The 19,175-nt window shown below is 62.4% G+C and carries 14 protein-coding genes; 6 read left to right on the top strand and 8 right to left on the bottom strand.

Annotation, left to right across the window (positions count from 1 at the left end; genetic code table 11):
• Nucleotides 1–375 precede the first annotated feature (375 nt).
• Nucleotides 376–1,752 (bottom strand): NAD-dependent succinate-semialdehyde dehydrogenase, encoded by a 1,377-nt coding sequence (locus tag V5738_RS09645; protein WP_423820595.1) that lies wholly within the window; start codon nucleotides 1,750–1,752, stop codon nucleotides 376–378.
• Nucleotides 1,753–1,996: 244 nt separating this feature from the next.
• On the bottom strand, nucleotides 1,997–3,319 hold the full coding sequence (locus V5738_RS09650; protein ID WP_423820596.1) for a serine aminopeptidase domain-containing protein: 1,323 nt from the start codon (nucleotides 3,317–3,319) through the stop codon (nucleotides 1,997–1,999).
• A 757-nt stretch (nucleotides 3,320–4,076) separates the two neighbouring features.
• Between V5738_RS09650 and V5738_RS09655 the strand changes: the two genes are divergently transcribed.
• The 3 genes from V5738_RS09655 to V5738_RS09665 all read left to right on the top strand — a co-directional run bounded on the left by V5738_RS09655 (nucleotide 4,077) and on the right by V5738_RS09665 (nucleotide 6,642).
• On the top strand, nucleotides 4,077–4,844 hold the full coding sequence (locus V5738_RS09655) for an SDR family NAD(P)-dependent oxidoreductase (RefSeq protein ID WP_423820597.1): 768 nt from the start codon (nucleotides 4,077–4,079) through the stop codon (nucleotides 4,842–4,844).
• Nucleotides 4,831–5,424 carry an isochorismatase family protein gene (locus V5738_RS09660; protein WP_423820598.1) on the top strand — a complete coding sequence of 198 codons (594 nt, stop codon included), beginning with the start codon at nucleotides 4,831–4,833 and terminating at the stop codon, nucleotides 5,422–5,424. The genes V5738_RS09655 and V5738_RS09660 overlap by 14 nt, the downstream gene beginning before the upstream one ends.
• Nucleotides 5,425–5,655: 231 nt before the next feature.
• Complete coding sequence (locus V5738_RS09665; protein ID WP_423820599.1) at nucleotides 5,656–6,642, top strand: aldo/keto reductase; 987 nt, start codon at nucleotides 5,656–5,658, stop codon at nucleotides 6,640–6,642.
• A gap of 570 nt (nucleotides 6,643–7,212) precedes the next feature.
• Here the strand turns inward: V5738_RS09665 and V5738_RS09670 are convergent.
• The 3 genes from V5738_RS09670 to V5738_RS09680 form a co-directional block, all read right to left on the bottom strand.
• Nucleotides 7,213–8,001, bottom strand: a complete 789-nt coding sequence (locus tag V5738_RS09670; RefSeq protein ID WP_423820600.1) for a methyltransferase domain-containing protein — start codon at nucleotides 7,999–8,001, stop codon at nucleotides 7,213–7,215.
• Nucleotides 8,002–8,434: 433 nt separating this feature from the next.
• Complete coding sequence (locus V5738_RS09675) at nucleotides 8,435–9,022, bottom strand: HD domain-containing protein (RefSeq protein ID WP_423820601.1); 588 nt, start codon at nucleotides 9,020–9,022, stop codon at nucleotides 8,435–8,437.
• A gap of 582 nt (nucleotides 9,023–9,604) precedes the next feature.
• Nucleotides 9,605–10,927 carry a WG repeat-containing protein gene (locus V5738_RS09680; RefSeq protein WP_423820602.1) on the bottom strand — a complete coding sequence of 441 codons (1,323 nt, stop codon included), beginning with the start codon at nucleotides 10,925–10,927 and terminating at the stop codon, nucleotides 9,605–9,607.
• 659 nt (nucleotides 10,928–11,586) lie between these two features.
• Here V5738_RS09680 and V5738_RS09685 point away from each other — a divergent pair.
• Nucleotides 11,587–12,972 (top strand): DASH family cryptochrome, encoded by a 1,386-nt coding sequence (locus V5738_RS09685; RefSeq protein ID WP_423820603.1) that lies wholly within the window; start codon nucleotides 11,587–11,589, stop codon nucleotides 12,970–12,972.
• A 406-nt stretch (nucleotides 12,973–13,378) separates the two neighbouring features.
• Nucleotides 13,379–14,254: a hypothetical protein gene (locus V5738_RS09690; RefSeq protein WP_423820604.1), complete on the top strand. Its 876-nt coding sequence runs from the start codon at nucleotides 13,379–13,381 to the stop codon at nucleotides 14,252–14,254.
• 58 nt (nucleotides 14,255–14,312) lie between these two features.
• On the opposite strand, the gene V5738_RS09695 is transcribed toward V5738_RS09690, so the two are convergent.
• Nucleotides 14,313–14,534 carry a DUF2795 domain-containing protein gene (locus tag V5738_RS09695; protein ID WP_423820605.1) on the bottom strand — a complete coding sequence of 74 codons (222 nt, stop codon included), beginning with the start codon at nucleotides 14,532–14,534 and terminating at the stop codon, nucleotides 14,313–14,315.
• An 820-nt stretch (nucleotides 14,535–15,354) separates the two neighbouring features.
• Here V5738_RS09695 and V5738_RS09700 point away from each other — a divergent pair.
• Entirely contained in the window at nucleotides 15,355–16,008 is a 654-nt protein-coding gene (locus V5738_RS09700) for a PEP-CTERM sorting domain-containing protein (RefSeq protein WP_423820606.1), read from the top strand.
• 137 nt (nucleotides 16,009–16,145) lie between these two features.
• Here V5738_RS09700 and V5738_RS09705 read toward each other — a convergent pair whose 3' ends face one another.
• Together V5738_RS09705 and V5738_RS09710 are read right to left on the bottom strand one after the other, a co-directional pair.
• Nucleotides 16,146–17,540, bottom strand: coding sequence for an SLC13 family permease (locus V5738_RS09705; protein WP_423820607.1), 1,395 nt, complete (start codon nucleotides 17,538–17,540; stop codon nucleotides 16,146–16,148).
• A gap of 11 nt (nucleotides 17,541–17,551) precedes the next feature.
• Nucleotides 17,552–18,766 carry a glycerate kinase gene (locus tag V5738_RS09710; protein WP_423820608.1) on the bottom strand — a complete coding sequence of 405 codons (1,215 nt, stop codon included), beginning with the start codon at nucleotides 18,764–18,766 and terminating at the stop codon, nucleotides 17,552–17,554.
• Nucleotides 18,767–19,175: the final 409 nt, after the last annotated feature.

Consider the following 19,175-nt stretch of genomic DNA (forward strand, 5'->3'; position numbering starts at 1 on the left):
GCGCGAGTGACTGCGACTGGGCTTGTTATCGAGCCGCTGTCCGGTACTGGTGTTAATGGTTCAGGCCTTGGCCGGCTCGGCCGCGACGGCGGACCCACCGCTATCGATCCGAAACTGACAGGCGTGCGACGGTCACGACGAACGCACCGGCGCTGTTCTGAAGCAGGTCGATGATGGGCTTTTGATTCAAGCGGTGCCTGCGATCGAGGCCAGACCGACTTGGCCCGAACCAGGGCGATACTGCCCGGCAATGGGCATGTGAGATCGGGTTTTCACTGGGCCGCCCGACCTCAAACCTAAAAGCCCCGGCCAAAGACCGGGGCTTATCAACGCGGCTACTGGTCGCCAACCGATAGCGGGTCGGCAAGACTGGCGTTACTGCGCGATCATCAACGACTTGCTGTTGACGAATTCACGCATGCCGAAGCCGCCATGTTCGCGGCCATAGCCGCTATCTTTGACGCCGCCGAACGGCAGGTTCGGCTGGGCAATATAGTAGCCGTTAATGCTGACCATGCCGGTATCGAAGTGGTCACGGGCTAAACGTTCGGCGCGTTTCTCGTCCTTGGAGAAGATGCCGCCGCCCAGGCCATAGACCGAATCGTTGGCGATACGGATCGCATCCGCCTCGTCCTTGGCTCGGATCAGCGAGGCGACCGGGCCGAACAACTCGCCATCGTAGGCCGGCATACCGGGTTTAACGTTTTCCAGCACCGTCACCGGATAGAAAAAGCCTTCGACATCCGGCACTTCGCCGCCGATCGCACAGGTCGCGCCCTTGTCGATCGATGTCTTGACCTGTTCGTGCAAGGTATCGCGCAGATCCTCGCGAGCCAGCGGGCCGAGCTGGGTATTTTCGTCCGACGGGTCGCCGAATTCGACCTGCTTCATCTTCTCGATATAGGCATCGCGGAACTTCTCATAGACCGCATCCACCACGACGAAGCGCTTGGCTGCCACGCAGGTCTGGCCGTTATTGTTGATCCGACCTGTAACGCAGGCGTTCACGGCCCGGTCGATATCGGCATCTTCGAGCACCAGAAAGGCATCGTTACTGCCAAGCTCCAGCACGCTTTTCTTGAGGTGCTGGCTGGCATCCGCTGCTACCTTGCGGCCCGTGGCCGCACTGCCGGTAAAGGTCACGCCCCGGACCAGCCGGTGTGCAGTCACTTGGCTGGCCTGTTCGTCCTGAATATAAAGGACGTTGAACACGTTCTCGGGCAGACCGGCTTCGCGGAAGATGCCTTCCAGCGCTTCGGCACAGCCCCAGACATTGGGCGAATGCTTGAGCAGCACTGTGTTGCCGGCCATCAGGTTCGCGATCGTATAGCGAATCACCTGATAAAAAGGAAAGTTCCACGGCTGGATACCGAAGATAACGCCCACCGGCTGATGGGTAACGACAGCTCGCCCGCCCGGCAGATCGCGCTGTTCATCGGCCAGCACGTCCGCAGCATGGTCGGCGCTATAGTCGCAAATGCCCTTGCAAAGCTGAAGCTCGCCGGGCGCTTCGGCGATCGGCTTGCCCATTTCTTCAGTGATCAAGCGCGACAGCCGATCTTGGTGCGAAACCAGCAGTTCGCCGACCTTACGCACGAGTGCGCCCCGTTCTTCGATGGAGCGCTGTTTCCAATCCAGAAACGCTTCGTGGGTCTGCTCAATTTTCTGCTGTAGCTGGTCGTCCGTGATCGTATCGAATTCACGGATGGTCCGGCCGGTGGCCGGGTTGATGCTTTTCACTTTATCGGTCATACGACTCTCCAGAATCGATGAAAGGCAGAAGACATGTTTCGTAGAGCACGCTCTGCCGCCATGTGATTCATTGGATGCTGTTCTAGCCGCGCTTATTCAAGGCCAATCGCAAAATAAATGCGCTATACATGCAAACTGGCCCAACGGGTTTTCGGGAATTCAGCGCGCAGCGCCATTCAACCGTGTTGTCATAGCAGTCGTGCCCGCCCGGGTTAGCCCCATGCCAGGATAACGAGACCTCGCGCTACCGGGATTTAATCCACCCGGCGATATCCGAGATGACCTCGCTATCGACGTAGGCCGGCTTATGGTAATCGGTCGGCGTCAGCGTTTTGCCAGCCGGCGTGAACAGATGGCTTAGCCCGGGATATAGCCGAAAGGCGACGTTCGATTGGTCGGCCAGGGCTGTTTCCCAGGCCTCGAAATCCTTGGCCGCCGATACCTGGAAATCGCGGCCCCCCTGGAGAAACAGCATCGGCAGGGACAGCGACTTCGCGACCGCGACCTGATCGTAGCGGTGCAAGCTCAGCCACCAAGTCTGGGGCGCCCCCATGAAATCGCCTTCGGGCGGATGATCCGGATCCGCGTTTTCGAGCAGCCGCTGTTCTTCGGCCCGCGCTTTATTCGAGGCTTGAACCCTAGCCGGTGACAATCCCTGGCGCCGGCCTTGCTCACGGGTTTGCTGACGCATGATCGCGACCAGCTTCCGCGCCGGGGCCGCCAGCAGGATGAGCCCAGCCAGCTTGGGCGCACGCCGACCGATACGCGGTGCCAGCATGGCACCCTCGCTATGGCCGAGCACGAATAGCCGGTCGGAATCGATCGCGTCCTGCTTGGCGAGCCGCTGCACGGCCGCCAAGGCATCGTCAGTTGCTTCCTCGTCGACAGTGAGACCGCGATTGGCGCGCATCTGCTTCGGATAATCCGCCGAGCGTTTATCGTAGCGCAATGAGGCTACGCCAGCGGCTGCCAGACCCTCGGCGAGATCGCGAAACGGCTTGCTGCCACCCACGGTTTCATCCATGACGTGCGGGCCCGAGCCGGCGACCAGTACGACTGCCGGAAACGGCCCCTTACCGGCCGGCAGGGTGAGCGCGCCGCGCAGCGGCCCATATGGCGACGGCACCGATAGTGGTGCGATACGTATGCCGTTGGCCTGGGTTTTCGCCGCGACCGGTTTCTTGGCCTCGGCCGCACGTGCTTCGGCGTCGATGGTCGCTGCAAGCCGGGTCGCCGGCATGAGCTGAGCGGCTGTGATCCGGGCGTCATCGTTACAGCCATACAGCGCGTCCCACTGCGCATGCTCGAATTCAACGGGCGTGACCACTACAGGCTGACCGCCGATGACTTCGACGCGCGACCGGCCATGGCTTTGATACTTGCCGGTATTGCGCTGTATCGATTGCCATATCTGCCGAATCTTGGCCGGCGGCAGCTGCTTCGCGACCGTCGGCGCGAAGTGCTTGCCCGCTGCCTCGTAGTCGCCTCGAGCCACGGCTTCGAACGAGGCTTTAGCGTGTGCGATGCACACATCTTCTGGCGCCGCATTCGACGACGAAGAAAACATAACAACGCCAATCAGACACGCTGAACTGAGTATCGAATATTTCATGAGCTATGCCCGATGGGTATAGCACCCTCGCCTCCCTGGTCAGTATGCCGTAAAGCAAATATCGCGCCATGGGCGGGCCGTGTTCGGCCAGGCATTCGCTGCACCGGCGCTGACGGGCTGCTGGGAGCCGACGAGAAATCTTAAAAGCCCGGCGAGGACCTGGGCATCCCCGGATAACTCGCTGCTGCCGCCGACAAATCCCGCTGTTTTCAAAGCACAGTCGTCATCGCCCCGAGGGTACCCGTCGAGTGCTCCGTGTCTGCCCAACCGTGATCCCGGCCACAGCGCCGATCGCCTACCCGGTCTGAACCATATCGTGGCTCACGCCCGGCCCGTGGCGGGCGGCACAGCGCCTGGCTATCGAACGCCTACAGCGCCAACATTCACCCCAGACCACGTATCGCATCGGCTCGGCTACACAGCCTACGGGGCACTCGAGGCCTACGACTATAAGCTCGCTTTCAATACCCTACCTAATAAGCGTTATTAGCGGCACGGCCTACCGATCCGAGGCGCTCGTGCGTACGCTTTGTTGGGATACGAAATACCACCCCCGGGCGTGGATTGATGGCGATCGATCGGCACCGGAGACCGCGGCGCCGTTCACGATCGGCTGCCCTTGGACAAGACGGTCGCGCGCTACTCGATACCGCGATCCGAATCCGCCGAGTGGCCCAGCCCCGTCGAACGCACTACAAGGAATCTGCAGAACATGAACCCAACCTATGATTTTTCCGGCCGCACCGCTTTTGTCACCGGGGCTGCCCGCGGCATGGGCCTGGCCACTGCAACCGGATTTGCCGAGTCCGGGGCGGCCGTTGCCATGGTCGACCGGGATCCGAAGGAATTGCAAGCTGCGGTCGAAAAACTCACCGATGCCGGCTATAAAGCGCTCGCGATCACCTGCGACGTGACCGACGAAGACCAGATCAAACAGGCCGTCGAACGCACCGTTGCCGAATTCGGCAGTCTGGATATGGCCTTCAACAATGCCGGCATTCAGGCCGATGCCACCGAACTCGCCGATATTTCGCTCGACGATTTCGATCAGATGCAGTCGATCAACCTGCGCGGCGTTTTTGCTTGCATGAAGTATCAACTCATCCAGATGCGCAAGCAGGGTTCCGGCGCGATCGTGAACAACAGCTCGCTTGGCGGCTTCGTCGGCGTACCGGGCCGGGCGACTTATCACGCGGCCAAGCACGGTGTGCATGGTCTGATCAAAACCGCCGGCCTGGACTATGCCGCACAAGGCATCCGTGTGAATGGGGTGGCCCCGGGCATTATCGATACGCCGATGGTCTCGGACATGAAAAACGCCGAGGAAGGCGTGATCGAGGACATGATGCGCGACGTGCCGATCAAGCGGCTGGGTCAGGCCGAGGAAGTCGCTGCGGCTGCGCTGTGGCTGTGTAGCGATGCCGCGAGCTTCGTGGTCGGGCATGTAATCGCTGTGGACGGTGGCTATGTCGCGCGCTGATCTGGCCATGACGCTCGACCCGGCAGATGCGGTCGTCGTATTCGCCGATCTGCAGCCGGAATTGGTGCATAAAAGCCGCACCCATTCCGGCGAAGCAATCGAGGCCGGCGCCGAGGCCCTGGCACGGGCGGCCCGAATCCTGGGCATGCCGATGCTGTTCAGCCTGGTTGCGGTCGATGGCAAACCATCGAACCATCTGCCGGCTCTGGCCAACCATGCCAGCCAGAAGAACAGTTTTACTCGCACTAACGCTCGCCCCTTTGGCGACGAGGCCTTCGTCTCGGCGCTCGAAGCCACCGGGCGGCGCACTATTGTGATCGCCGGCTATTCCAGCGAAGCCGTGCTCCAGTATCTGGCACTGGACGGCATAGCCCAGGATTATCGCGTGGTGGTGGCGCTCGAGGCCTGCGGAGGACGTTCGGCGCGCACCGAGGCCGCCGCGCTGCGTCGTATCGAAGGCGCCGGCGGCATCGTCACATCGATCGCCGATATTCTGCAATCGTGCGAGCCGGACATGACCAGTGCCCGAGGCCAGGACATCTTCGCAGTCGTTCACGACTTCATGGGCAAGGATCTCTGATCGGACGCTCACAACAACCGGCCGGAAGACTGGCCCGTGGCGGTGGCAGCTTCGCGTGCGGCGCCGCTGTCAGCCACTCGCGGCTTGGTCTTTGAGCTCCGGTACGCAGCCCGGCGCCTGTGCCGACGAGCACCGGCGAGTGATGCGCTGAACGACACCCAGTAGCTGGCCCGCCAGGGCCGGCGACCACGGCAGAACAACCGTATTTTCGAAGTCTAAGGACACACCGCCATGCATTACAGAACCCTAGGCCGCACCGGCCTTAAGGTGAGCCCGCTCACCCTCGGTACGATGAACTTCGGCGAGCTGACCGACGAGCCGACATCGTTTCGAATCATGGACGAGGCCTTGGACGCCGGCATCAACCATTTCGATACGGCCGATGTCTACGGCGGCCCCCAGAGCCCGGATATGGACAAGGGCTATGGCATTTCCGAGGAGATCATCGGCAAGTGGCTGGCCGCCACCGGCAAACGCGATCGCATCGTGCTGGCCACCAAGGTCTATCAACCCATGGAAACCGGGCCGAACGATCGTGGCCTGTCGGCCTATCATATCCGGCGCGCCTGCGAGGCCAGCCTGAAGCGGCTAGGCACTGATCATATCGATCTCTACCAGATGCACCACATCGATCGGAATACGCCGTGGGAAGAAGTCTGGCAGGCGATGGAGCAGCTCGTACGCGAGGGCAAGATCACCTATGTCGGCAGCAGCAACTTCGCGGCCTGGAACGTGGTGAGCGCCCAATGTGCAGCCAAGGCCCGGAATTTCCTGGGGCTGGCCTCCGAGCAGAGTCTTTACAACCTCACCCAGCGCACGATCGAGCTCGAGATGATTCCAGCGCTGCGAGAATACGGAATTGGCCTGATCCCCTGGAGCCCGATTGGCCAGGGCATGCTGGCCGGCGCGCTCGGCAAACATAATGAAGGCCGACGCGGCAGCGACGCTTTCGAACAGAAGCTGGACAAGCTGCGCCCCCAGGTCGAGGCATACGAAACGTTATGTGCCGACATCGGCGCCGCCCCGGCCCAGGTCGCCCTGGCCTGGTTGCTGCACAACCCCGTCGTGACCGCGACTATCGTCGGCCCGCGCACGGTCGAGCATCTGAAGCAGAATCTCGGCGCGGCTGACCTGACGCTGTCGGAGGCTACCCTCAAACGACTGGACGAAATCTGGCCTGGGCCGGGTGGTGAGGCGCCGATGGCCTATGCCTGGTAAACCGTTTCCGCCCTGCTTTTCGGCATTGGCGTGACGACTACGGGCTAAGTACGGTGCCCCGGTTCGAGAGCCGACTTAGCAGCGAACATCTGGACGCGTTGGCGGGCCGCACGCCGGCTTGCGTTGGGCAGCAGGTGAGACGACGCGCTTCGCATCCTATCGATGCGAAGCGCGTCCTATATGCCGCCTTCTCTGGTCAGCGATAACGCGGCGAGCATTTTCGCCGCGGCTGACTGCATTCCGCGCCTCGCGCCGGGCGGTATCGGTCAGCGCTGTTTGAGACATACCGGTCAGCCGCGGTGGGCCGAGCCATAGCGCTTCTTCCTACGCCCACCTAAAAGGGCCCCACGTCCGGCAATGTCGGCTCATACACGAGCCGTTGGAGCCGATGCCCTGTTTGAAAGCTCTGGCCTGATACTGCATTTCTCAGGCCCCGTTTAGGCGCGACTATCGACGCGGGCGCAGATCGCCTATTCGCACCGATCGGTGGCGCAGTCGACCGCGAAGCCGGTCGGGCGCCCGCTCAATGTGGGGGTGCCCACCGGCCAGATCCTTCCATGCGCTCGCGGCTCAGGCCGCAGACGTTGTCGCAAGCGGCTTACGGAACATGAACACCTTCTCACCGCGTAACAAGCCGTATTCGAGCAGTTCTTCGCCTTCGGCCGTGACTTCTGCAGCCAGCTGCAGCCCGGCGCTGGCGATACGGGCCCTGAAATCGCGTCCGTAATAACGCCTGTGATCGCCCTGGCCGAAGTGTAGCCAGCGCCCCGTCTGGGTCTGGATAGCCTCGTTCTCGTAGGTCTGCGCCCAGCCTTCGATGATCGGCACCATGCATACCAGTACGCCGCCATCGACCAAGATGCGATGCAACTCGCTGGCCGCCTTGTAATCATCGACGTGCTCCAGCACATGATTGGCGATGATCAGCCGCACACTGGCATCCGGCAGATCGATATCTTCCAGATTCAGTTTGAGATCGGCGTCGAAAAACAGGTCAGCAGTCTGGTAACGCCCCCAGCGTTTTCTGAAATGGCGGACCAAAACCGGCTCGGCGGCGAAATGCAGCACCTGCTCATCAGCGCCGATTTCGGGAATGACCTCTGCCCGATCCATGGCCAACATCAACAGCCGGTGCCGCTCGAAGCTGCCACAGCGCGGACATCGGGCATCTAGACGTGGCGGCCGCCCCTTGATGCCGAAATAGCCCCGGTAATCGCAGAGATTGCAGTGACGCGCTGCGATCGGCTTTAACCCCCGATAGGCCATCAGCGGTTTCATTACACATTTTTCCAGTACGGTCGGCGGTGTGACCGTCCGAATGATCTTCTTGAAGGCTTGGTTGACGTTTCCCCCTGCCAAAACATCGATGGGAAGACAGCGATCCATAGGCGGCGGTTTGTCGGGTTATATGAGGATTCGCGGCCCTCCGATCGGGTGAGCTCGCAGGCTACACCCTCCCATTGCGGTCCCAGCGAGCCAGCCTATGAACGTGTTTAAACCGTACTCACTGTCGCCGGCGCAGGATTTGACTTCGGCTAACTCGACTCGCAGCTGCGGCGAAGCAACCCCGTTAAGGCGATGGGTCGCGCCCTTGTGGGGCCAACTCGAACCCGGGCCGCAAGAACCATGCGGTTTGGGCCGCTAAAACGCGATCAATTACGACCAGTCTCGACTGGGCTAACCAGCCAGGCTGCTCCAGTGCCATGAGTCGGCCGTAGACCAGTCGCGTATCGATATACGATCGCCCCCGGCGCTCGGCACGGGGCCAGCGTTGGCGCTGGTCCTTACCCGATCAGCCCGGCTTTTGGCGATCGTGGAAATGCGCGGCCACCAACTGACGTGCGTGCGCCCATAGCACCGTCGAGCCGCGTTCGATCGTCGGACCATAGCGCTCATGGACCTGTTGTTCGGATACGTGGTGGTCGTTCCATGTGCCACCGCCGGTCAGCGTATTCAAAAGTAGCGGCTGCAGACGATCGAGCGCTTTTGCGTATTCGGCTTCCGGCGTTTCGGCGGCTTCGAATTCCTGCCAAAGAGAAAACAGTTTGAGGGCCTGATCTTCCGGAAGCAGGCCGAACAGGCGGTCGGCCGCGGCCTGTTCTCGCGCCTCGATCGCTTTTGGATCGTGCCCACCGTGAATCGGCGCATCGCCGGCGTCGATTTCGACGATATCGTGAACCAGCAGGAGCTTGATGACCTTGGCGGTATCCACAGCCTCATCGTCGGCGAGGATCAGCGCGAACATCGCAAGGTGCCACGAATGCTCGGCCGAGTTTTCGCGCCGGCTGCGATCGACCAACGGCGACTGGCGCACTACGGTTTTCAGCGCATCGATTTCTGCTAGAAACGCAAGCTGTTCGGTAAGACGGGGCTCGGGCATGGGATTCTCGTTTATTCATGGGCATCGACATACACCGGTACAGCTTATCTATCCCAAGCCCTAATGGCATCGACCGACGTATCCTGCTCTGCCTCGATTGGCGATCGCCGCTCGCGCTCAGCGCCGCGCACGACTTCAGCCGCAGGCGCGGCGACTAGTTGCGTCGCGGGTGTTCGGGCCCAGCCCGAGGCAAGCCGTTTCAGCGACTGATAACGGCTGATTTTGCTGGCTTTCGGGCCACCTCCGACGTAAGGCGCTTGTTTCGGATCAGCATGAATCGGCATTCCGCGCCCGGTAAAAAATCCCTAGCGGCCGCAATGCGCCAGGCCCATTGTCGTTCCCAGCCTGTTTTTCGGGTGGCCATTCGCGGCCGAACGTGATCGCAGGTCAGGCCGCCGCAGGCTATGCCCGACATCCCAAACAGCCGGGCAAAGTCGCCCTCGGTATCGACGATCGCTCGCTTCAACGAGCGACGCCGTTGCCCGAAAGAGCGGATGAGCCATGCCCGGCGACACTCGGCCGCCGCTCTCGCTCGCTGCGGCAGTGCCTTCGCCTCAAAATGCTGGAGTGCTCAGGGCGGTATCAACTCGCTTGTTCGGCCTCGAGCGGGTTGCGGATCAGGCCGGCCCCACCGGCGTCCTTCGGGAAGACGAAAGCTCGGCCATCGGCGAAGTTGGTCACACCGTTGAACTGGGGGGCAACGATCAGCCGACCGCGGGCATCGATAAAGCCCCAGCCGAGTGTCTCGAACTCTTGATCCTGGCCGACCCCGGTCGCGAGTTCGACGCCCAGCAGCCCTTCGTGGAACCGGTGTTTGGCATCCACTATCGTCCGCCCCTGGTCATCCGAGAACGGAATCCGAGCGATACGTTGGCCATCACGATCGAGTGTTTCGATGTAGCCGTCCCGATTGTCGCTGCGTTGCCCGTCGACCGCGAACAACACAGTATCCTGGCCGTAGCCGCGGGGTTTGTGCTCGTAACGAGCCGGCACCACCACGTGGCCCTGGTCGTCGACAATGCCCCAATGCCCGTCGCGAGAGAACGGCGCCCGACCGTTGACGAAGCGCCCGAGCCGGCTCATGTCGTCGGCCAGACGAAAGCGCACCTGGCCTTTCGTATCGATCATGGCCCAGTCGTAGGTCTTTGGCTCAGGGCCCGACAGGCGGTCGTAGATTCGCGCCAATTCGTTGTCGCCTTTCGGTCCGGGCACCGGCGTGGCGTCGATCGCGACCATGGCCAAGCCACCCGAGAACGGCCCGGCCTTGGGAAATGGTCGGTCGCGCAGCTTGTGGCCGTTCCGATCGACAAAATTGAAACCACGCTCGCCATCCACGATCCACAGCCAACTGTCGTGGAAATCGTTCAGAGGATGGTGAAGACGAGCGTTGTGGGCGTCCACTCCGTGCCAACCCGGCTGTACGTCGAGTACTGTGTGGCCGGCGCGGTCGATGAACTGCCAATCGCCGCTTTGGGTTTTGACCGCAGCGAGCCCCTCGGAAAAATCATGCGCCTCGATATAGTCCAGGCCGATCACGACCTTGCCTTGTCGGTCGATGAAGCCCCAGCGCTTGATCGGCTGCTCGCGTACATAACGCGCGACTGCGGCACGACCGTTGTGAAAGGCTTCGGCTTCGTCGTACTCGGGGTCGACGACCAGCTCACCCTCGGTATCGACAAAGCCGTACCCGTATAGATCTTTTTCCGGCACCCGGGTGTGTACCTGGGCCAGCCCTTCCGAAAAAGTATGCACGCTGAACAGGCGATTGCGTGGCGGCTTGACATAGTCGGGCTTGGCCACGGCCGATGCCGATGCCGATGCCGATGCCGATGCCGATGCCGATGCCGACAACATGCTAGAAACAACGATGAGGCCGGCCAGTAGCCAGCGACGGGATGGGCTCATGAGATACGGTGTCCGGTCACGGGTATGAGTGGATAACAACGGGCACGGCCGCCAAGGCGCCGGTAGCGCCCGCCGAACCGGTCTGCCAGCAAAACTTAGCAGAAAACCCCGCCCACAACGCCCGCGGCCGACGCCCAGCTCGACCGTGCTCGACCGTGCTCGGACCGTCAGCCGGTCGGTCTTTGCCCGGCCAGGTCGACAGCCAGACCCGGCGAGCTGGCGCGAGCGAGTACCAGGGCCGGTTGATGGGTCGTAACGCCCCGAGCCCGGCGCTTTCCGGATACCACGACGATGGCAGCCAGACCAGGCATAGCGAACGCGGCCGCGTCGTGCTTCTATGCGCATGATCGACAACATGGGATGACTATACGACAGCGTCTGTCCCTCGGGCTCCGCCCTATTGAGAACCAACCCTCGGCGCGCCGTCGCGTAGCGAGTCGGGGCCGGCACGCCACGACCACTTGCACGCTGCCCTCCGATGGGCGGACCCAGTGCGACGCTCGCATGGCACCTCGATGGCCTGGGCGTCGACCGTTTTGGTGAACGAGCGCTATCGCAGGCTTCGACGGGACGCCTGGCCAGCACCGCCTATCCTGCTGTGGCGTTGAGCCGCTGGAACACAGCCACATCCGATACACGGCCGATTGCGTAAACCGGGTATGGCTAGCGATCGGTCTTCCCAAAACGCGATTCTGTGGTTCAAGAACGATCTGCGCCTCGACGACAATCCAGCGCTGAATCAGGCTGCCGCCGCCGATACGCTGGTCTGTGTGTACTGTGTCGACCGGCGTTTCGATACCCAGACGATCTTCGGCACGCCGAAGATTGGCCGGCATCGCCAAGCCTTCATCGGCGAATCGCTCACCGCCTTGGACACCGAGCTGCGCGCGCGCGGCGGGCAGCTTGTCGTCTGTCGCGGTGAACCGGAGCACACACTGCTCGAACTGGTCCAACGTCTTGGCGCGAATACGGTCTGGGCCGAAGACGAACGCGCCCCGGAAGAGCTTGCCCAGCTCGAGCGCGTACGCGCTGCCCTTGGCAACACCGCTGCGCTACGAACCGCTCCCGACAACACGCTCTACCAGGCTAACGATCTGCCGTTCGCCGTCGCCGATATACCGCGGACCTATACCCGGTTTCGCAAGGCCGTAGAAAAGCATATCGCCGTCGATGCCCCGGTGGCCGCGCCACAGCGCTTGCCCGGGCCGCCAGAGGCCGCGGCGGCCATGACCGAACGGTTCGCAACCATCGATTGGCCCAGCAACGACACGCCCTTTGTCGGCAGCGAGTGCGCCGCGCATGCACGGCTCGATCACTACTTCTGGCACAGCGACCGCATCGCGAGCTACAAGGCGACCCGCAACGGCCTGCTTGGGCTGGATGACTCGTCCAAATTGTCACCCTGGCTGGCCTTGGGCTGTATCTCGGCACGCCGTATTGCGGCCGTACTTGCCGATTACGAAGATCAAGTGGTCGCGAACGAATCGACCTACTGGCTGCTTTTCGAACTGCGCTGGCGCGAGTTCTTTCACTGGATCCTGGCCGCGGAAGGCGGCCGGCTATTCCAGCGCGGCGGCCTCCAGGACCGGACCGATCGACCGACCGCAGCCGAGCCGGAACGGTTGCAGGCCTGGCAGCACGGCCGTACCGGCCTGCCGTTCATCGATGCCGGCATGCGCGAACTGGCTACGACCGGCTATCTTTCCAATCGCGCGCGCCAGAACGTTGCCAGCTATCTGGCCCATGATCTCGCTCAAGACTGGCGCTATGGCGCGGCCTGGTTCGAGGCACAGCTCGTCGACTACGACGCCGCCAGCAACTGGGGCAATTGGGCGACCGTGGCCGGTGTCGGGACTGACAAGCGCGATCAGCGATTCGACGTACTCGCTCAGGCCGAGCGCTATGATCCGCAGGCGGCGTATATCACCTACTGGATCCCAGAACTGGGCGCATTGCCGGTCGCCGAACGACACCGACCGTGGCAGGTCGACGCCGATACCTTGGCGGCCACGGGCTATCCACGAATCGCCTATCCGCCGGGCTGAGCCGCGTATCGCCCGCGCCTCTGTCCGGCCGGGCGCCCGCATTCGAAATACATCGCTTAACCTGGTGTCGCGCCGGGCGGCCCCGTAAACATCAAAGGCGCTCACCCGAAGACCGATCCCCGATTTCGAGATCGGATACCAAGCCTTGCTGCGGCCGATAGACCTTCTTGTCGCTGCGCCGATACCGCTTTACTGGCGGCCAGTTCCAAAGCGTCCGGTTACACTACGTCCGCTATCCGCTGCCGGCTGCTGTCGCCGAACGAGTCGTCGTGATTTTCGCGCCCTGCCATCGTCCGAACTGGGTTATGTTCTACTAGTCTCTGCGGCCACCTTTCTGCTGCTCTGTGCTGGGGCCATCGTGCGGTTCGTCAGCCCGCGCTGGCGGCGCTTGTGTCGAAACCATTGGATGGCGCGCACTGTAGTGTTCGGCCTGCTCGGGCTGGACAGTCTGCCGTTCATCGCGACCCAGCTGTTAGCCGGCTATGTCATCGTCGGCGCCTTGTATGACCAAGCCGCGCGACGGACCACTCTGGAGGCTCCGCGTACGCTCCAGGGCATTACCATGCCGTCCGGGACGCGCCTGACACTGCGCGATCCCGACCGCCCGGCTTCTTTCGAATCCGCCCGCTTTCCCAAGCCGGTTTCGGTCTACGGTTTCGAGACCGCACGCCTCACGCGGCATCTAGCGCCCGCGCCCGGCGACGCCGTACTGAGCCTGGCCGATGATCAGGATTGGAACGGTTGGCGATGCCGCGCAGGACAGCCACTCAACGTCACGTTGAACGACGATGGCCGCCGGGCGGCCATTCGGTCCTGTGTCCTTACCGCAAGCCAAACGCTGGGCGAAACTCTGCTACCGGCCGGTAGCGCGCTACGTACCTCAAGCGGGGCTCGCTATGTCGACGGCCGCCGTGGCGCCGATCGCTGGATCGTGCGACCGCCCCAAAACAGCTCGATTCCGGTGGCCGGTGCCCATTTGAAGGCCGTTCTGCGGCTCGATAGCCAACGCCATCTGCTGTCGGCCAGGGGTGCCCTAACTGCCCCGCTCTCGCTGGGAACAATGCATTATCCCAGTGGGACCGCCATAAGGCTGTCCTTCGATGGCCAGACCGGGGCACCAAGCGCATGGCTTCTGAGCCCTGGCCGGGGTCAGACTGCACGGCGCGACGACGGCCCAGATGTCGAATTCGGGGTTGCCGTCGCGCACCACAGCAACGGCGACGTCGAGCAGCGGCTCAGCAATCGCGAGGCCGGTTTTTACCACATCCGCCCGCTTCGATAACCGTCCGCCGCTCGGCCCGAACGCCATGAAACGCCTGATACCAACGGCTACGCGGCGATTATTCGACCGCGCCTACGGCTCGGCTGAGCGCGGCCGGGCCGCTGTATTCTTCGTCTGGCAGCGCATCGAGTACGGTACGCACATTGAGCGGCGCGCCCTGTTGTTCGGCATGCGCCATGAGCTGCGCCTTAGAGGCCGGATAATCGATACCGGTGAGATATTCCTGAATCTTCGCCGGGCTCGCATGGTCGTAGCTGGTCATGAAATCGTAGCTCGACATAAGAACTCCGTTTGAATAAACATCCACCCTGCCAGCCCGCGGGTCCCATCCACTATCAGATAAAGCCCGTATGCGGCTCCAAATCCGTTGCTATTCGGCCGAGCGCTGCGTTGGCGTTCTCGACAGCGTCGCGCGGCCAGGCACGAATCGCGACTCATAGCGCGGGCGACGACAACGCGGGCAACGCCGCACGCCGGTATTTTCACGCCCGAGCAAACCTTTCGTCTCTGACATAGAACGACGCGGCGAGGCTCTCGTTGCGCGTCGGCAACAGCGCCCAAAACGGTTGGATGCGGACCGCATTTCGACACCATCCGACCGAGCCCATGGGCTTCGAGATACGGGCCAGCGCTGTCGGCAGCCAGAGTCGGTATTTACGACGATACACAGACAGCAGACCGCCTGGGCTGACGGCGCGAGCGCGCGGCACGATACCGAGTCACGGGCCGTGATCGTTTATCGATAGCCTACGCCGGGGCATTCGCCGCCCGGCCAGGCTCGCGACGAGTCGATCGAAGCGCTCCGCCTTTCCGCAAACCGGCCCTGCCGGCTATGGCTTTTGCTCCTGGCGGACCCGCATACAACTTTAGTCGGACTATCTTACATCGCGACACAACGCTAACAGTTTGATTGTATGGGCACTTCTATTTATATGGCCTATACAACGGCTATCGGCTCGTCGATATTCTTGACAGCGGGCGCGCGTTCCAACTTCTATCTAACTGATATTACTCGTTATTTTCTGTTGGCACATTTCTCGCTCTAGGCAGGCACCACCCGCTTTGGGGGTGGACTCAATTCACAAGCACTGGAATGTCAGATGATCACCTTGGGACCGACCATTCGTACCGCGATCGCCGCCGTTTTTGCTCTTGGTATCAGCGCGAGCGCCGCTGCGACCACCATTACCCTGGATTACACGACCGATGCCGATGGCGTCGCGACCTCGGCCGTCGAGGGCGTCACCACGGTCGATTTCAACCAGGGCTGTGGCTATGCAAGCTGTAGTGGCGTCTATCCCCTGGTCACCCACGCCCCTTCCGCCGCTTCGCTGGCCGGCCGCACCAACAACACCCAGTACCTGAACCAAAGCGCCGGCACAGCGATTTTCAGCCTGGGTACGACCGCCAATTACTTTGGCCTGCTCTGGGACTCGATCGACTACTTCAATACCATCAGCTTCGTCGATGATGGGCGTCAGATCGCACGCTATACCGGCAACACGCTGGTCCAGGCCGTACAGGCCGACGGCGGCAACCTCGCCATGGGCGACAGCGCCTATATTAACTTTTTCGACCTGCCGGAATTCGACACGGTGCGAATCACCGACAATATTTCGAACTTCGAATCCGACAACCACGCCTACGGCATGGTGGATACCAGCGAAGTACCGGAGCCCACTTCGGTAGCCCTGTTCGGGCTTGGCCTGCTACTACTGATCACCGGTCTGATGCGGCGCCGGGCCCACCGCTAAGCGGTCGCGATGACTCAGCGCCCGACAAGACCCGCGAGAGCGGGTCTTGTCGCTTGCCGGTACCCGATTGGGCTCACCTATAGAAGCTGCTCCGGGCAAAGCCTCGCTTGGCAACCCGCAGGCCGGGCCGGCAACGCTCAGAGTGCCAAGCCGACAAACTGCCAATAGCCGTAGTAGAAGCCCACCATCAACAGCGAGAACAATGGCGCCAGCACCGCGCTCAAACCGATCAGATCGGCGGCATTCCAGGGCGCGTCGTCGTCATAGAAGACCAGAATCGCCTTGGAGCTGACCGGCAGGGTCAGGCAGTAGTCCATGGCAAGACTGGTGATGAATACCACCGCCGTAGCATCCAGATCGAGCCGCCCGGCGATTGCCAACAGCGGCGGCAGCAAAGCCGCCGCGCGCGCCGTGTGCGAGATCATATATAGATGCGATGTCACGCCGATCAAGATCAGCGCGGCAAGTATGACGAGCGTGGCCCGCCCCTCCTGCAACCCACTTACAGCCATGAGCCGATCGACGATCCATGGCGCAGCGCCCGAATCCAGCAGCGCATGGCCCAGCATCAGCGCGGCCGCAACGAACACCACCAGATTCCAGCTGACCGCATGAATGCCGGTCTTCCAGTCGATCGGACCCAGCCCGGGGCTCGTCAGCGCCGCGGCACCCAGCACTGCCACAAGGGCAACGCCCAGTGGCTGCCAACTTTCGCTTAGCCAGAGCGCGATCATGACCCCGGCGATGGCGAGGGTGCGCCATTCGGCGCTCGATAGCGGCCCCAAAGCCTCGGTGGCCGGCGTCAGTCGACGCGCACGTTGTTCCCCATCGAGATACAGATAGGCAATGACGCCGGTGGCCAACAGACTGGCCGCGATACCCAGCGGCAGCCCCCAGATCAGCCAGCTGCCGAACCCGATATGCTCGCCGGCAATCCGTCCGAGCATATGATCGGCAACCAGATGCGACCCCGCGCCGATCAAGCTGGCCACCGTGGAAATCGTGATCACGGCAGGAAACAGCAGGCCGAAGGCACGGGCGATCCGCCGGTCGTCGGCGGCCTCGGCCAGACTGTCATACAGCGGACGCACCACGGCCGCACGGCCCGACGTCGACGGCAGCACCAGCGCCAACGGGATCAACCCGATATTCAGCCGCCACATGAGCTGATCGACGCGCGTCGAGCCGGGCATCAGTGCGGTGGTGAAACGGCTGGCCAGACCCGTTTCCTGGATGGCGGCTCCGAGCATGAACGCACCGATGATCAGCCAGACGATATCCGATCCCAGGGCTGAGAACAGGGTGTCGGAATCGGCCGCGCCGCTGAGAACCAGAAACAGGGCTGCCGTCAGAGCGATCCAGGCCGGCTCGATCCGGGTCAGGATCCAGCCAATGGCAGCCCCAAGGAAAGCAAACAGGGCCAGACGGCCATCACTGGCGAGCCCGCTCGGCCAATAGACCGCGAACGCGGCCACGCCGAGCAGGATCACGGCGGCGCCTCGGCGAAGCACCGATCGCAGGGAAGACGCCATGGGCGGCTGGCTCAGCCGTCGGCGCTGTCGAGCGCGGCGGCGGCCGTGTGTGGACCGAGATTGGTATTGCCCGCCCCCAGGCGGCCGAAAACCACACCGGCGAGAAACGTTCGAATCAGGTGTTCGGAAATATGCTCGAGCGCCGTCGAGGTTTCCTGAATCGCTTCTTCGATCGACTGCGGGCGCTCGCTGATCGAGAAATAAGCGTGCACGCCCTCGTCCAGAATCACCTCCGCGGTAGGGTCGACAATACCGGCGAGCACGATCACCGGTTTACCAGCAGCCGCGCCCCGCCGACCGAGCTCGGCCGGGATCTTGCCGTTGGCCGATTTATAGTCCAAACCGCCCTCGGCGGTCAGGATCAGATCGGCGTTTTGGATTGCATCGTCGACCTGGAACAGTGGGAACAGATATTCGAAACGCGAAACCAGATGCGCGCCGAGCACCCCGGCCAAACCGGCGCCGCAGCCTCCCGAAGCCCCACCGCCTGGCAGCTCGGCCACGACATGGCCACAGTCGCGCTCGATGATATCGGCCCAACGCTGCATTGCCTGGGCCAGCGTATCGACGGTATCGTCGTCGGCGCCTTTCTGTGGGCCGAACACCCGGGCCACGCCGTGCTCGCCGGTCAGTATGTTTTCGGTATTGCAGGCGACTTCGATGGTGGTCTCGGCCAGACGGGGGTCGAGACTCCGGTCGTCGATTTCAGTCAGATCGCACAGCCCGATCCCACCTTCGGCAATCTCGTCGCCGTTGGCATCGAGCAGGCGGGCGCCCAGGGCACGGCACAGCCCTGCCCCGCCGTCATTGATTCCGGAGTCGCCGCAGCCGATCACGATATGGCGCGCACCGCGATCGAGGGCTGCCTCGATCAGCTCACCGACACCGCGAGAACTGGTCTGCAAAAGATCGGTAGCGCTTGCGTCGATCTGTTGCAGCCCAGCCGCTTCGGCCAGCTCAATCACCGCGCGACCGTCCGACAGGATGGCATAACGGGCCTCGACCGCCCCGCCATCGGGCGTGGTCACCGTTCGGGTATGGATCTCGCCGCCCGCCATGCGCTGCAGCGTGGTCACCGTACCTTCGCCGCCGTCGGCCAAGGCCAGTTCGGCTACGGTCAGATCGGGCGCTGCACGACGCACACCGCATGCGATGGCCTCGACTACCGCTTCGGCGCGCAGACCTTCCTTATAACCACCAGAGGCCACAAGGACACGAAGACTCAAAACGCTTTTGCCCAGGGCTGGACCGGTTCTCGCATAAACAGGCGTGGCCGAGCGGCAACGCGGCGGTATCGATTGGATGCAACATACTATCAAATTTTTGTTAACGCCGGTCGATCTCGAGCTGGATCGCTTCCGGCCGTATCAAGGGCTCGCGTAAGCGCCGCCGCATGGCCTGCCGGCCCGCCGAACGAGACACAAGCCGCGACCGCCGGAACTTGCCGCTGTCCGGATTCGCAATACACCGGGCGCTTGGAATTGCGCTTTCACGGCGCGGTCCAATCCTTCTGCACGAACGCCCGATAGTCACACTACGACAATCATCCCGCGTTCGAGCCTGGCAGAGCGAGCCAGCAGCCCATCCAACGCCTTCTTGCAGCCAAAGGCATCGGATACAGAGACCAACCCCTTA

It is taken from the genome of Salinisphaera sp. SPP-AMP-43, from assembly GCF_049568105.1.
Taxonomy (GTDB): domain Bacteria; phylum Pseudomonadota; class Gammaproteobacteria; order Nevskiales; family Salinisphaeraceae; genus Salinisphaera.